At 61.0% G+C, this 13,396-nt stretch carries 13 protein-coding genes; 4 read left to right on the top strand and 9 right to left on the bottom strand.

The genetic code is table 11. The features are described 5' to 3' along the window. Window positions 1–103 precede the first annotated feature (103 nt). The 7 genes from IPM84_15275 to IPM84_15245 form a co-directional block, all read right to left on the bottom strand. Window positions 104–550, bottom strand: coding sequence for an SgcJ/EcaC family oxidoreductase (locus IPM84_15275; protein ID MBK9094101.1), 447 nt, complete (start codon window positions 548–550; stop codon window positions 104–106). Window positions 551–858: 308 nt separating this feature from the next. Continuing rightward, window positions 859–1,245 carry a DUF1801 domain-containing protein gene (locus tag IPM84_15270; protein MBK9094100.1) on the bottom strand — a complete coding sequence of 129 codons (387 nt, stop codon included), beginning with the start codon at window positions 1,243–1,245 and terminating at the stop codon, window positions 859–861. 368 nt (window positions 1,246–1,613) lie between these two features. Beyond that, complete coding sequence (locus IPM84_15265; GenBank protein ID MBK9094099.1) at window positions 1,614–2,189, bottom strand: dienelactone hydrolase family protein; 576 nt, start codon at window positions 2,187–2,189, stop codon at window positions 1,614–1,616. Between the two features lie 91 nt (window positions 2,190–2,280). Beyond that, complete coding sequence (locus IPM84_15260; protein MBK9094098.1) at window positions 2,281–2,688, bottom strand: antibiotic biosynthesis monooxygenase; 408 nt, start codon at window positions 2,686–2,688, stop codon at window positions 2,281–2,283. Window positions 2,689–2,906: 218 nt separating this feature from the next. Continuing rightward, a complete protein-coding gene (locus IPM84_15255; GenBank protein MBK9094097.1) occupies window positions 2,907–3,293 on the bottom strand; it encodes a hypothetical protein in 387 nt (128 codons plus the stop codon). A 516-nt stretch (window positions 3,294–3,809) separates the two neighbouring features. Then, on the bottom strand, window positions 3,810–4,952 hold the full coding sequence (locus tag IPM84_15250; protein MBK9094096.1) for an IS91 family transposase: 1,143 nt from the start codon (window positions 4,950–4,952) through the stop codon (window positions 3,810–3,812). Beyond that, on the bottom strand, window positions 4,949–5,818 hold the full coding sequence (locus IPM84_15245) for a site-specific integrase (protein ID MBK9094095.1): 870 nt from the start codon (window positions 5,816–5,818) through the stop codon (window positions 4,949–4,951). Before IPM84_15245 ends, IPM84_15250 begins: the two co-directional genes overlap by 4 nt. Window positions 5,819–6,447: 629 nt before the next feature. On the opposite strand from IPM84_15245, the gene IPM84_15240 reads away from it, so the two are divergent. The 4 genes from IPM84_15240 to IPM84_15225 are packed head-to-tail and all read left to right on the top strand — an operon-like array spanning window position 6,448 to window position 11,987. After that, complete coding sequence (locus tag IPM84_15240) at window positions 6,448–7,056, top strand: DUF333 domain-containing protein (protein MBK9094094.1); 609 nt, start codon at window positions 6,448–6,450, stop codon at window positions 7,054–7,056. Between the two features lie 52 nt (window positions 7,057–7,108). Next, on the top strand, window positions 7,109–7,867 hold the full coding sequence (locus IPM84_15235; protein ID MBK9094093.1) for an ABC transporter ATP-binding protein: 759 nt from the start codon (window positions 7,109–7,111) through the stop codon (window positions 7,865–7,867). 7 nt (window positions 7,868–7,874) lie between these two features. Continuing rightward, entirely contained in the window at window positions 7,875–8,819 is a 945-nt protein-coding gene (locus tag IPM84_15230; GenBank protein MBK9094092.1) for a hypothetical protein, read from the top strand. A gap of 60 nt (window positions 8,820–8,879) precedes the next feature. Then, window positions 8,880–11,987 (top strand): FtsX-like permease family protein, encoded by a 3,108-nt coding sequence (locus IPM84_15225; protein ID MBK9094091.1) that lies wholly within the window; start codon window positions 8,880–8,882, stop codon window positions 11,985–11,987. Between the two features lie 348 nt (window positions 11,988–12,335). On the opposite strand, the gene IPM84_15220 is transcribed toward IPM84_15225, so the two are convergent. Both IPM84_15220 and IPM84_15215 read right to left on the bottom strand, forming a co-directional pair. Next, window positions 12,336–12,938, bottom strand: coding sequence for a hypothetical protein (locus IPM84_15220; GenBank protein MBK9094090.1), 603 nt, complete (start codon window positions 12,936–12,938; stop codon window positions 12,336–12,338). A gap of 10 nt (window positions 12,939–12,948) precedes the next feature. Next, a complete protein-coding gene (locus IPM84_15215) occupies window positions 12,949–13,308 on the bottom strand; it encodes a hypothetical protein (GenBank protein MBK9094089.1) in 360 nt (119 codons plus the stop codon). Window positions 13,309–13,396: the final 88 nt, after the last annotated feature.

Here is a 13,396-nt window from a genome sequence, read left to right as displayed (position 1 = left end):
CTCGCCGCTCTTTCTGATACGGTAAGTGAAGCCAAGATCCAGGCCTTCTTCGTTGTGGGCGGCTTGGGTGCTCATGCGACGTGGCATTTTCATCTATGTTTTGTTAGCGACGAAGGCTAATTTTCAATGTCTCGAAATCAACCGGTGCGGAAGAGTGTTCGTGGACAATCTTCCACGCATCGTCTTTCTGCTTGAGCACCCATGTGAGCCGATTGCACATGGTTCGTAGCTCTTTGCCTTCGGCGGACAGACCCTTGTAAGTGACAAACGCATGAGCGACCGCGAGATCGTCCGCCACAGTTGTTTGCATATCATCGAGGGCGACCGCCACCCGCTCGTCACCCAGCGAGCCAAACCAGTCCGTCACCATTGCGCGCCATGCCTCGACGCCGCTGTACGACCATGTGCCCCACATATCAAAGACGCACACGTCTTGGTCATAGTGGGCAACGAATGCCTCAACGTCCTTCGCGAAGACGGCGGCTTTGTAGGCATCCAACACTCGCTCGATTGACTTCTCAGGTTCTCTCACCTTTCCACCTCTTGTCATCAGGCTCCGGCGTAGACAATCACTTGCGGCGCGGTTGCTGGTATGACCACAGGCTTTCCGCTTGCTGACCAACGGTCTGCGGTTCACCTGCCGCCCGTCACTACGAATTCGGGTTGTGACTCGCACGCCGCTCAAAACGAAAAATGGTTGCTGATCGAGCCGCCCAGGGCGTCAGGCGGAAGCAAATGTTAAGCCCCGCCCTGGCCCCAACCCCACAAAACGAGACCGGCCGCCCACAACGGCGAACCGGGCTACTGAATAAGCCCGATGATGTTACCGTCGGGGTCTCTTACACTTGCGATCCGTCCTCAGCTCACCGCTTTCTTCACGAGCGCGCTGATCCTTTTCTCTTCAGTGGCAGTCAACTCCTTCAGCGCGTAGGCGGTTGGCCACAGGGCGCCTTCGTCGAGGTTAGCCGTGTCGCTGAAGCCGAGTGTCGCGTACCTCGTGTTGAACTTCTGCGCGCTTTGGAAGAAGCAGACGACCTTGCCGTCCTTGACATACGCGGGCATCCCATACCAGGTCTTCGGCGAGAGGGTAGGCGCGCTGGCTGTGATGATCTCATGGAGCCGCTTGGCCATGGTGCGCTCTGGTTCCGGCATCTCGACGATCTTCGCGAGCAAGTCGCTTTCTCCTGCCGCCCTGTCCTTGTTCGCGCGCTCTTCCGCCTTCAGCTCTTTAGCGCGCTCCTTCATCGCGGCTTTCTCTTCGTCCGTAAATCCTTTGACCGTCTCGCCGACCGCGGTGGTGCTCTTAGCTTGGTTCATGAGAATCTCCTGCCATTTGTTGAAGTTGGTGTGTCGCCAGATACCCTAGCAGAGATCATAGTACACGTGTTCTAGGGTCTCAGTAGCTTTGGTAACAATTGCCAAGCGCCTAACGGTTTGCGTTACCTGCGTGTGGGCGGGCTGAGATTCTGTTTGGGAGCAGAAAAAACTCGAAGCGAGGAAAATGCTTGAAAATGCCGCAGAATCCCCAGCGTCCAGTGCATGCTGTGTTAGGCGCTTTGCTTCTCACTCAGGCCAGCGTGAAGAATGTGAGACTTTTTCATACTTTCGCTATACTATAATGCAGAGAGAAATTTCAAAACTCTTCTCAGTAGAAGCGCGGTTGCCTCGGCGTCATAGGATGGAAGCGAGCTGTCCGCAAAATAATGTTGATCACCTGGGTAGAGAAAGAGCTCTCCATCCTCGGCTTCCTCAACGAGTGCCCGAGCTGCGTCAATGTCTCCCTCACCAACGAAGTAAGGATCAGCATCCATGCCATGTATCTGAACAGGCACCCCCTTCGGCCAAGCCTGTCCAAACTCCGAAACCGGGATACAGGAATAGAACAGAAGTGCCCCACGTGCTCCAGGCCGGGTTTGAGCTAGCTTCTGGGCTGGGACCACACCAAGAGAGAAACCAGCAAAGACCAACTCCGCAGGCAGCGCTTCCACAGCTCGCTCCCCACGCGCCATTACCTCGCCAAACCCGATTTCTTTGACAAAACTCATGCCTTTTTCAATGGAGTCAAATGTGCGGCCCTCGAAGAGATCGGGGGTGTGGACGATGTGCCCGACATGTCGCAGCTCATCAGCAAACGCTACAACACCAGGGGTTAGCCCTTGTGCGTGATGGAACAATACTACCTCTGCCATTTTCAAATCTCCTTTTTCAATTGCTAAAATAACTGGTGCCTAACGTCCAGCATCAGCGGCGGCGCAAAGCGCCGTCCGCTGCATGCTGTTGTTAGGCCGCGCCCCGAGCACCAAGCCCGTGGCCACCAATAGGCTTTGTCTCGAATCGTTCGCCGAAGCCTGTAATGAGCGGTTTGCCGCGTAAGATGGCTTGTTCAACTGAAGGCAGTGACAAAGAAGCCTGATGACGTTCTTGACTGTCCCACACCTCAGTCACCCAGATGGCATCAGGATCAGCCGGGTCCTGCGCGACTATGTAGCTAAGGCACCCCGGCATGCCGCTGACACCCTCAATGAGGATGGAGATCAACGCGTCGCGTTGCCCTGGCACAACTTTCATCTTTCCGATCAAACCGTACATGTCTGTTGTTCCTTTCAGTGAAGCACAACCGGGAATGACCGCAGCAGCCACCGCGGACGCCCCAGCTGTTGCAATGAAGTCGCGACGAGTCATGTGCATGATTAGCGGCCTAACGGTTTGCGTTACCTGCGTGTGGGCGGGCGTGGACTCTGCTTGGGAGCAGGAAAAACTCGAAGCCAGAAAAATGCTCGAAAATGCCGCAGAATCCCACACGTCGGGTGCACGCTTTGTTAGCCCGCACTTTTTTCGAGGTTCAATGTAAAAGCAAAGCTACACCAACAACCCTAATGCAAACAAACAAAATGACGAACAAGAAACTACTCTTGAACTTCGTGCTTTCTTGCTATGCCGCTATACACAAAAGCAAGCCATCCAAAAATAATTGCGAAGACAGCATACACAATCAGCCCGATGAAGAGGGGTATATTAACTCCGTCAGTGAATAGAAACTTTGCGAGAGCAAGCGTTCCTATAGTGAAGTGGGCAAAATTCCCCATGGAAGTCGGTCTAGCATAAACCCCACCGATGATACTGTCTTTTGCGATCCAATTGGTAAGTGCGAAAGATAAATAGAGCGCCCCTAGAATTTGTATTATGACAGGCAAAGGATTTGTCAACTGCAAGTTCAACGCCCCTAATAATTCATATGGGACGAATAATGCAAATATGCCTGCCAACCCAAGAATAAAACTACTTACCGTCATCAATGTTTTTGTATTCATATCTAGCCTTTTTAAAAGTAATCTAATGCTTCGAGTCAGTAGTGCGGTGAGTTCCAGTTTTCAACTCAAGCGAAACACCTAATTTTTACGGGGCGGGCTAAAAACGGAATATGGGTTATGCGGTGGCCAATAAGACAGCATCGCGCTTTCCGTAACGGTTGAGCCGCCGCATAACCTGAGTTGAACTGAGCCGTCCGGAAAACGTGGGATATGGAATTTGAGAGCCGACTTGCGTGCCTACCCGATGCACAACGAAGCGGCAAACACGCCTGACACGATTCTACACCACAGCGAGAGAAATATCAAGCCCCTTTCTTGGCAACTTTGACAATCCGGCAGGGCCGGTTGCGAGCACCAGCAGTCTAGGTGTCGGCCTCGGCGAGCGCATAGGTGCGCCTGATGGGCGCGTCGAACAAGATGCACCAGCGCAGGCGCTCGCACAGACAGGTCGCCATATTCGTCAACGCTGCGTTTGCGCAACCAGGCGCTGTTGTACGGTTAGGGTGAGGAGCTCTGCGCGGGCCTGGCGCTTGCTGGCACGGGCATGGCCGGTCGCTGGGCGGTTGGACGGATGCTCTGCACAACCTGCATGGGTTGACCGCAGCGTGGACAAAGCACGGTGTGGTCTTGGGCGATCTGCTCCGCACTCTGTTCTGAAGTCGCTGACGACAACCCTGGCTGAGCCTGCGCCTCCAACAACGCCTGCACCTGCCGCAACCGATGGCGATTCCCTGGCGCCAGGAGACCGTAGTAGCGCACTTTCACGAAACCCTTGGGCAGAACGTGCTGCAGAAAACGTCGAATGAACTCCTCAGCCGTCACGGTACTGATGCGCCGGCGCCCTGTGTCACCTTCCCGATAAGTGAACGTGACCTTGCCATCCTCCACTTTGACAATGCGCTTATTGCTCAGCGCAACACGAAAGATGTACGGCGCCAGATACTTGAGCGCCGTCTGCCCTCGCCCCACCGAACGGCAGTCCACCACCCAGTCTTGGCGCCAAGCCGCCGGCGGAACCTGGTCAAGCAGACCAGCCTTGCGTAGCCCGGCTCGCATCTTGCCCCGAAACAGACGACCCAGCGGTTCTACCCGTACCAGGAACTTCCGATCTGATGCCAGCCAGCGTTGCCCATCCGCAGCCAATCCACCGCCTGGCACCAAGTAGTGGATGTGAGGATGATAGCGCAAATCGCGTGTCCAGGTTTGCAGCACCCCCATGCAACCAATCTGCCCGCCCACAAAGCGCGGATCGGCGGCCAGTTCCTGCAAAGCTGCGGCCGAGGCTCGAAAGAACAGGTTGTACACCAACTCCTGCTTGCGCCGCGCCAGGTCCCGCAGCGATGCCGGCAACGTGAAGGTCACCAGGAAGTAGGGCACAGGTAGGAGCAGGCTCTGTTGTTGTTCCAACCAAACCTGGCCCGCCTGTTGCTGGCACTTGGGGCAATGACGATTCTTGCACGAGTGATAGCAGTACCATGTCTCATCGCACGTAGCACAATGGTACACCTGCCCGCCCAACGCCTCCGTCCGGCACGCCTCAATCGCCCGCATCACCGCCAAGTGGCTGGGCAACATGTGCTGGCTGTATTTGTCTCGGTAGGCGGGGCCGAACTGACGAAAGATGTCGGCCAGTTCGCTCATGGCAAATCGGCCATTAAGTGGTTGATGACAGTCGTGGCCGCGATTTCAGTTTTCGTCGTCAGATGGGTGTAGATGGCCGTGGTCTTAAGCGAACTGTGGCCCAGCCAGATCTGGATCAGGCGCAGGCTCACACCTTCCTCCAGCAGATGCGTCGCCCATGAATGGCGCAGCGTATGCACCGTGGCATGCTTGTGCAGTCCACTTGCCTTCATCGCAGTCTGCCACGCCCGCTGCACCGTACTATCACACAACGGTTGCCGCGCCGCGCTCTCGCCAAGAATGTACCCGCCACGCGCCGGAAACAGCCAAACTGGATCGCGGTGCGTCAACCAGTGCTGGCGCAGCATCGCCAACGTGCGTTCCGGCAGCGGCACATACCGATCCTTGCTCCCTTTGCCGCCCCGCACGTGAACTTGCATACGACCGCTGTCAATATCCCTAACTTGCAGGTGCAGTCCCTCCTGCAACCGCAACCCACAGGCGTACAGCGTGCTTAAGTAGACTCGATAAGGCGCCCGCTCCACCACCGCCAGTGCCCGCCGCACCTCCTCCACACTCAACACCACTGGCAGCTTGTGCTCTTTCTGCGGCCGCACTAACCCAAACCGCTGCCACGCCTGGTGCAGCACTTGCTCATACAAGAACTTGATCCCGCACAGCGCAATCGTCACGCTGGCGCGCGCGGCCTTCTTCTCGTTCGTCAGGTACAGAAAATACGACCGTAACTCCTCCACCGTAATCTGATCCGGCGCCTTACCCACGCGCCGCACCAGCTGCGTCACCGCATGCAGGTACGTCTCCTGCGTCCGCACCGACATGCCGCGCAACTGCATCTCTTCCAACATCCGTTGGCGTAACTCACCCATCGCCATCCCTCCTGTGCTTGTTTACGGGCTGTTACCCGCACAGAAAGCATAGCTCATTTACACGAAGATGAAAATGGAGATCGTTCGCAGAAGCAAAAACTGGCGAGGAGAATATGGAAACCCTTTGCGCACGAAACGTCGGGATGACTACCTGCGCAAAGCGCTTAGTTCAACTTGTTATTATGCGGAAACCATTTCACCTAATCCCCCGGTGGGGCGCAAAAAGCGGATTGTTGCCCTCCCGCCCAACATCGTATGGACAGATGATCTCCGCCGGTTTACAACTATAGAGCGATATGCACGGACTGGAATTCGGCGTCCCAAATGCTGAGCATACAGGAATTTCCTTCGCTATACGCTCCAAGTATTATATCATAAACGCAGCGCGTCAGAAAACCCAAAACACTTGGGCACTTGGGCCACGGCCAAGGACTAGACAAGAAGCCCCTCTATCCCTCCAGACTGATGTCATCATGTTGGGTTCTCCCCTTGGGCTAATCCAAAACAACACCTCCAACCAACACCAAAGTGTCTATACACTAACACCGTATTGAAGATATTCTACTTGTGCATTGAGCAAGTGGCGCAGACCGGAAGGAAGTGATTTGCCCACGTAAGGAAGGAAGAAAATGAAAAGGATCGTTACACTCATCATCATTCTGACAGCACTGACAGCCTGCACGGCGGTGCCCCCGACTCAGGTGGCGCCTGAACCTGCGGCGACAGACATGCCTCAGGCGGGTATGCCCAATCCTGCCTCGGTCTATTGCACGCAGGGTGGCAATAAACTCGAAATTCGCACTGCTGCCGATGGCAGCCAAAACGGAATATGTATTTTTCCAGATGGCAGCACATGTGACGAGTGGGCCTATTTCCGGGGAGAGTGCGGCCCGACACCTGCCATGACCGTTGAGGCAACTCCAACAGCAAGCGGTGGCCCAGGAGGAAATGCCTCAGGCGGCTACAAGCCACCAGAAACCGCAGAAGAGCTGGCTAACTGGTGGGGCGTCATCAGGAGTACGGGGCCTGGCGCGCAGTTCGATGACTACTTCGAGCGGCAGGACCTGGGACAGGTCATCCTGTTTGGCATTGACTCCCTGGACCCGGCGGTACAGTCCCGGATCAAGGCGCTGCGCGACAGTGGCAAGATCGTGCATCTTTATGGTACACTGCTGAGCAACGTGCCCGATGTCAACGGCTCGCAGGTCCAGGTGGACCGCATTGAGGTTGAAGAGTAACCAATCGCCAGAAGACAAACTGTCGCAATTTCCCCGGCGTGGAGTAGATGTGATGCAAAGGAGTAATCTCGTGGAAAAACCAATCATCCTGGCTCGAAACATACATAAGACCTTCCGCAACGGCAAGATCGAGGTGCACGCCCTGCGCGGCGTGGATCTGTCCATCGCGGCCGGCGAGATGGTGGCCGTGATGGGGCCATCGGGGTGCGGCAAGACGACCTTGATCAACTGCCTGTCCGGCCTGGACAGCTTCGATCTGGGCGAGGTAGAGATCGAAGGCGCCGCCCTGCGGGCAATGAGCGACCGGGCGCGCACCAGCTACCGGGCCAGGCGCATGGGCTTCGTGTTCCAAACCTTCAACCTGCTCCCCGTCATCACGGCGGTGGAGAATGTCGAACTGCCCCTCCTGCTCAGCGGCGTCCGCCCGCGGGAGGCCCGGCAGCGTGCCCTGCGTGGCCTGACCCAAGTTGGACTGGCTGATCGCGCGGAGCATCGCCCGGCGGAACTCTCCGGCGGCGAGCGCCAACGGGTGACTATTGCGCGGGCGCTGGCAAGTCGCCCCGCGATCGTCTGGGCCGACGAGCCTACCGGCAACCTGGACACCAAGTCGGCCGCGGATGTGCTCACGCTCATGCGCGACTTGAACCGGGAACAAGGTCAAACCTTCGTGATCGTCACCCATGACCCCAAAATCGGTGACCTGTGCGACCGCGTCATCCACATGCAGGATGGCGAGATCGTGGCAGATGTGCGCGACGAGACAGCCGATCTCCGCACCGGGACGCCCGGCGCTGTGGCGGCAGGGGAATAGGGGCAACATGACAACTCAACTTGGCTTCAGCCCGGCCCAAACATGGGCCATCGGACTCCTGGCCGCGGTGGCGCTGGTCCTGCTCTATCTGGTCGTGATGGGGCTGCGCAACCGCACCATTGCCAAACTGGGTGTGCGCAACATTCCCCGGCGACGCTCCCAGTCCGCCCTCATCATCCTGGGTCTGACGTTGAGCACCATCATCATCGTCAGCGCGCTCAGTATCGGCGACACGCTCAGCTACTCGGTGCGCCGCCACGCCATCAACGCTTACGGCGCCATTGATCAGGTGATCTCGCCGCCCTTGCTCTCAGTGCTGGCCGGGTTCGCCACGAATGCCGCGGAAGGGGATAATCCGGCCGACGCCCTGGCCGGCTCCGAGCTGTCCGGCTTGCTGGACGGGGACCTGCTCAGCATCCTGGGCTTGCTCCAGAAGGGGTTGCCGGGCATCAGCGAGGCGCGCTACGCCCAACTCCGGGATCAGGCCCAGGCAGACCCGGCCACCGCCGCCGTGGTGGATGGGCTGGCGCCCTCTATCGCCTTCCCGACCATTATCCGTGACCGGACAAGCGGCCAGGGCATCCCGCTGGGTTTCATCGTGGCCGTGAACAACGAATACGACGAGCAGTTCGGTCTCACGACGGTGGATGGGAAGCCGGTGCAGATGGAGGACCTGCGCACGGGCGTGGGGAACATCTTTGCCCAGGCCAGCAACCTCTTTCGCTGGGCGGACAGCATCGGCATCAACGTGGACAGCGTGGCCGCGGGCATCGCCCAGGCCGGCGCGCTGATCACCCAGGGTCAGGGACTGCTGAATGAAGCGACCGGTGAAGCGACCGGTACACCCACGCGGCCCTTGACTGAGACCCTGGCCCCCCTACCCCCCCCCCCCCCCCCGCCCCCCTCCCCCCCCCCCCCCCCCCCCGGGGCACCCCCCCCCGGCCCTGACTGAGACCCTGGCCCCCCCGGCGCCGGGCACGGCCAGCCGGATATCGCCGCCCTGGGCAGGGCCTTGTCGGGGGGCAATCTCGACCTGGCCGCGGCGGGAGCGGCGTTGGGCTTGAACACGGACGCGATCCTCAGCGCGGTGAACCTGAACACCCTGGGCATGGAGATTGACCGCGTCCTGGAGCAGGTGGGGCTGGAACTGCGCCAGGGGGATGTTTACCTCAACCGACTGGGCGCGGAGCAGCTCAACGCGCAGCCGGGAGACGTGCTGGACATCTTCATCGGCCCCATCCCCGTGCCCTTCCGGGTGCGCGCCATTGTGGAGCAGGCCGGCCCCTTGGGCGCGCTCAAGCCGGTGGTCATGCTGCGGCTGGATGAAGCCCAGGAACTGCTCTTCATGCCGGGGCGGGTGAACAATGTGCTCGTCTCCAACACCGGGGATGCCTACACGGGCATGGAAAACACAGCGGCCGCGGCCCGGCAACTGCGAGCGCTGGCCCTGAACGAGGACGCCCTGACGGAGTTGCTTGCCCTGCTGCGGGAACCGGACGTGCTGGCTGCCATCGCGGCCGGCGCGGACGGCTCTGCCCCGTCCACCCTGAGTCGAGAGGAAGCGGACATGGCCGACTTCATGGCCTTTATCGGCGGGGGTGGCGGGGGGATGGGCAACGTGGCCCTGGCCGAGCGCACGCCCCGCCTGGTCGCGGAACTGACGGGCGCTGGCGTCTCCCCGGAGCTGCGGGTGCTCGTGGCCCAGCCGGACATGCAGAATTGGCTGCGCAGACTGCCCCTCGCCGGTGAGACCGGCGTCAAGCTGGACGAGATCCTGGGCCGGATCAGCGATCTGGAAGTGCTGGATGTGCTGAGCAAGAACACGGTGGTCGCGGCGGCAGGGATCGGCGGCACGGTCTTTACCACGGTCTTCACCATCTTTGGCATCTTCTCCATCTTCGCCGGCGTGCTGCTGATCTTCCTGATCTTCGTCATGTTGGCGGCGGAGCGGCGCAGCGAGATGGGGATGGCCCGCGCCATCGGTATGCAGCGGGGCCACCTGGTGCAGATGTTCGTCTCCGAGGGCATGATCTACGACCTGGTGGCCGCGGCCCTGGGCATCGTCCTGGGGCTGGCGATCTCCTACGCCATGATCGGCTTCCTGGGCGGCATCTTCAACACGGCGGCCCAGCAGGTCAGCAGCGAAATTTCCAGCAGCCTCTTCACCTTCCACTTCAACGTCGCGCCCACGTCAGTGGTGATCGCCTACGCCCTGGGCGTGCTCCTGACCTTTGCCGTCGTCACCGTCTCCTCCTGGCGGGTCAGTCGCCTGAACATCGTCTCGGCGATCCTGGACACGCCGGAACCGGACGGGGGCCAACGGGGCGCAGGCAAGCTGATCGGCCGGCTGATCACCGGCCCGTTGACCGTGGCTGCGGGCGCGTGGCTCACCTTCGGCGTGGCGGGCGGAGGGTCGGGCGTTCTGCTGCTGATCGCGCTCTCCATGCTGCTGGTCGGCGGGCTGCTGAGCGTGAGCTGGGCGCTCTCGGCCACCTCCATGCGCACGGAACGCCGGCGGCGGCTGGTCTATTCAGCCATGGGCCTGGGCCTGGTGCTCATCTGGGGGCTGCCCTGGGAGACCTTGCTGCCCGGCAGGGGCTTCGGCTTGCTGCAGCAGGATCCCCGCTGGACCGTCCTCTCGCTGGTGGTCAAGGGGCCAGCGCTGATCCTGGGCGGCATCCTGGTCATCATGTTCAGCGCGGACATCCTGCTGCAGGCGGTGAGCCGGGCGCTGGGCGGCATCGGCGCGCTGACGCCGGTGCTCAAGACCGCCATCGCCTATCCCCTGACCAGTCGTTTCCGCACCGGCGTGGCCATGGTCATGTTCGCCATGATCATCACCACAGTGGTGCTCATGGCCGTGGTGATCCAGGCCACGGAAAGCGTCATCGCGCCGGACGCCAAGGGCAGCGCCGGCTTTGAGATCAGCACGTCGTTTGGGCTGCTCAGCTTCTTCGACCGGGTGACGGATTTGGAAGCGGAAATAGCCGGGCTGGAGGACTTTCCCCACGGGGATGTGGCCGCAGTGGGGGCCATCGTCAACCGCTCGGTGGATGTGCGCCAGGCAGGCCCCGGCGCGATCGGGCCGTGGCGCTCTCTCGCGCTGACGGGCATGGACGAACGCTTCATGGCCCAGGCCCGAGGGATCTACACCTTCCAGCAGCGAGCGGCGGGGTTCGAGGACGACGCCGCGGTCTGGCAGGCGCTGCTGGAGCGGGACGACGTGGCGATCGTCACCCCGTTCCTGGTGGCCAATCCCGACAGCAGCTACGAAATCTCCAGAGGCGGCGGTGGCAATGACCCGATGGCAACCATCGGCGGGCTGGCCGAGGAGGCCGGCTCTCAGGCTGACACGCCGGCCACACAGGGGGAGTTCAGATTCCGGCTGACCGGCTTCACACGGGCGGATGATCTGCCGGAGGTGTGGCTGGAGCTGCGGGATGAGTCGGGCGGACAGGTGCGCACCCACCGGGTGCAGGTGATCGGCGTGCTGTCGGACATCACCACGGTCAGCATGAACCAGGTGCATGTCAACGGCCGGGCGATAGCCGCCGTCAGCGGCGAGGATGTGCGGCCGGACACCTTCTTCATCAAGGTGAGCGAGGGCGCGAATGTGCGGGAAGTTGCCCAGGAAGTGGAGCGGGCCTTCCTCAGCTCCGCGCTGGACGCCACGGTGATCGCGGACAGCGCCGCCCAGGGCCAGGCGTTGACCCGCGGCATCCTGCAACTGTTCCAGGGTTTCCTGGCCCTCGGGCTGCTGGTGGGCATCGCCGCGCTGGGTGTGATCAGCGCCCGCACCGTGGTGGAGCGACGGCAGCAGGTGGGCATGCTGCGGGCCATCGGCTACCAGCCTGAAATGGTCGCGCTCTCCTTTGTGCTGGAGACCAGCTTCATCGCCCTGGTGGGCATCGGCCTGGGCACGGGCACGGGCATCCTGATGGGACAGGCCATCATCGGCCAACTATTCAGCGTCATCACGGCCGGGCGCACCCTGGCCGTGCCGTGGGGCCAGATCGGGATCATCGTCCTGGGCGCGTACCTTTTCTCGCTGCTCACCACCATCCTGCCCGCGATCCAGGCCTCGCGCATCTATCCGGCGGACGCGCTGCGCTACGAGTAGGAGGACATTCTACAGGGCGAGCCACGGCTTCCCGGCCTGCTCATGCGGGCCGGGAAGCTTACTTTCAGTATGCTCACCTTCATGAGTGGGCCGGTGTCTTTCAGCCCGATCTGAAGCAGCTCCCCGTGCTGGATATGCCCATTCCGGGCGACTTCCGACTCAATCAGGCACCCTTGTCAGGGTAGATCAACGCAGTGGATTGATGAACAGGTGTTCTGTACGGTAGTGAAGGGTGACAAAGCAGATTTTACGGTTGTAAAAAAAAACGATGCTCCGGCCGTACGCGGCCGGAGCATCGTGACATCCCAGGAACGGTCCATCAGGGCTGCCCACGGCGGCGGTGGTTGCCTACTTCGCCCGGTTCGTGAGCAACAGGATGACATTGTCGAGCAGGGCATCCTTCTTGGCGCTGGAGCTGCCGCCGCCCACCGGCGTGCCTTGCGCCTGGGCGGTCGCTTTGGCGGCTTCCCGCTGTTCGGGCGGCAAATCCTTGAGGCTGCCGCTCTGCGGCGTGACGCCCGGCTCCGGTGTGCTCGCGACGCTCACACCGATCTCCACGTAGTACGCCTGGAGCATGGCGTTGGTCAACTTCAGGCCGGCGATGGCGCTGATCTGTGCGGGGGTCATGGCTGCGCTGATCTGGTTCTGCACCGCGATCACCTCTTCGGTCGCGCTGGTCGAGCTGGCAGCCAGTGTCTTGAGCGCCTGCCACAGCGGCGCCAGCTTGGCTGCCTCCGCCGCGGTGACCGCATTGGCCGTCCCCTCCAGGCGGAGCGTGCCGAAGGCCAACTGATTCCGAACGCTCAGCGCGTCGGGATAATCCTCAACCAGGCCGCCGCTGCTCGCCGCCGCAGGCGCCGCTGCCGGCTGTGCAGGGGCCGGCGCCCCACCACAGCCTGCCACCATCACGGCCAGGCTCAGTACGATCACGAATGTCTTCAGGATTTTCATGGTTTGTGCCTCAGTTTGCTTTCTTGCTTTCGAGTAACTTGATCATAGCATCCACCAACGCCTTGCTCAACCCGCCGCTTTCGGCGCTGCCGCCGCGTTCGGCTTGCCGTGTGGCGCGCGCCTCGGCGGAGAGCGCCTGACCGCCGCCTGGCTCGCCCGACCCCATGCCGCTGCCGGCCGTATCGCCGCTCCCCGTTGTGATTCCCTGACTGCGCGCCCACTCCTGCAGATCAGCCTGGGTCAGCTTCCAACCGCGGATCGCCGCCCGCTGCTCGGCGCTCAGGCCCGCCTCGATCTGCTGGAGCAGTGCATCGGTTTCGGCCTGGGCCGCCGCGCCGCTGTTCATCGTGCCGCGGATGCCCTGCCACAAGGGCAGCAGGCTGGGCCGCTTGCGGCGCGCTGAGCGGCTGCGCGCTCTCCTCGAGTTTCAGCATGCCTAGCAGGAGCTGATTGCGGAT

This window comes from Candidatus Amarolinea dominans, assembly GCA_016719785.1.
Classification (GTDB): Bacteria; Chloroflexota; Anaerolineae; order SSC4; family Amarolineaceae; genus Amarolinea; species Amarolinea dominans.
The sequence above is the reverse complement of the archived record's forward strand: the minus strand, read 5'-3'. Positions and strand labels throughout refer to the sequence as shown.

Bases quoted from the DNA above. Each gene is read 5' to 3' on its own strand.
- IPM84_15275 (MBK9094101.1), bottom strand. From the start codon at position 550: ATGACAAGAGGTGGAAAGGTGAGAGAACCTGAGAAGTCAATCGAGCGA.
- IPM84_15270 (MBK9094100.1), bottom strand. From the start codon at position 1,245: ATGAAGGAGCGCGCTAAAGAGCTGAAGGCGGAAGAGCGCGCGAACAAG.
- IPM84_15265 (MBK9094099.1), bottom strand. From the start codon at position 2,189: ATGGCAGAGGTAGTATTGTTCCATCACGCACAAGGGCTAACCCCTGGT.
- IPM84_15260 (MBK9094098.1), bottom strand. From the start codon at position 2,688: ATGCACATGACTCGTCGCGACTTCATTGCAACAGCTGGGGCGTCCGCG.
- IPM84_15255 (MBK9094097.1), bottom strand. From the start codon at position 3,293: ATGACGGTAAGTAGTTTTATTCTTGGGTTGGCAGGCATATTTGCATTA.
- IPM84_15250 (MBK9094096.1), bottom strand. From the start codon at position 4,952: ATGAGCGAACTGGCCGACATCTTTCGTCAGTTCGGCCCCGCCTACCGA.
- IPM84_15245 (MBK9094095.1), bottom strand. From the start codon at position 5,818: ATGGGTGAGTTACGCCAACGGATGTTGGAAGAGATGCAGTTGCGCGGC.
- IPM84_15240 (MBK9094094.1), top strand. From the start codon at position 6,448: ATGAAAAGGATCGTTACACTCATCATCATTCTGACAGCACTGACAGCC.
- IPM84_15235 (MBK9094093.1), top strand. From the start codon at position 7,109: ATGCAAAGGAGTAATCTCGTGGAAAAACCAATCATCCTGGCTCGAAAC.
- IPM84_15230 (MBK9094092.1), top strand. From the start codon at position 7,875: ATGACAACTCAACTTGGCTTCAGCCCGGCCCAAACATGGGCCATCGGA.
- IPM84_15220 (MBK9094090.1), bottom strand. From the start codon at position 12,938: ATGAAAATCCTGAAGACATTCGTGATCGTACTGAGCCTGGCCGTGATG.